This is a genomic window from Vibrio sp. 970, assembly GCF_033339075.1.
Genome location: NZ_JAWOTW010000369.1, coordinates 1 through 671 on the forward strand (window position 1 = coordinate 1; position 671 = coordinate 671).

General features: G+C 47.8%; 1 protein-coding gene. It reads right to left on the reverse strand.

Annotated features, from left to right (window positions below; all coding sequences use genetic code 11):
- Positions 1-671: phosphopentomutase (locus tag R7Q11_RS26735; protein WP_225467062.1), on the reverse strand; the 671-nt coding region annotated here is incomplete at both ends.

Here is a 671-nt window from a genome sequence, read left to right on the forward strand (position 1 = left end):
TACAGATAGGTCACGACGGTTACCCGTACGCTCAAATTGACCTTTACCAGGACCGATGAATGGACGCGCGATTACACGGCCGATGTTGTAATCTTCTAGTTCTTCACGAGCAATTTGGCAAAGCTCTAGTAGACGATCTAGACCGAATGTCTCTTCGTGACATGCGATTTGGAATACTGAGTCCGCAGAAGTGTAGAAGATTGGTTGGCCAGTCTTCATGTGTTCTTCACCAAGGTCATCAAGAACTTGAGTACCAGATGCGTGGCAGTTACCTAGGAAGCCATCTAGACCTGCACGCTCAAGAATGCGGTCAGTCAGCTCTTTAGGGAAGCTGTTTGCTTTATCTGTGAAGTAGCCCCAGTCAAACAGAACTGGTACGCCAGCAATTTCCCAGTGACCAGACGGAGTGTCTTTACCAGAAGAAAGCTCAGCAGCGTGACCGTAAGCACCGATGATTTCTGCATCAGCGTCTAGGCCAGGAGCAAAGCGACCTGTTGATTCTTTGTGTGCCATAGCCAAACCAAGTTTAGATAGGTTTGGAAGGCGAAGTGCGCCTTGACGTTTATCGTTATCTGCTAAGCCTTTTTCACACTGGTCAGCGATATGACCTAGAGTGTCTGAACCTACATCACCAAATTCTTTTGCATCAGCAGTTGCACCGATACCGAATG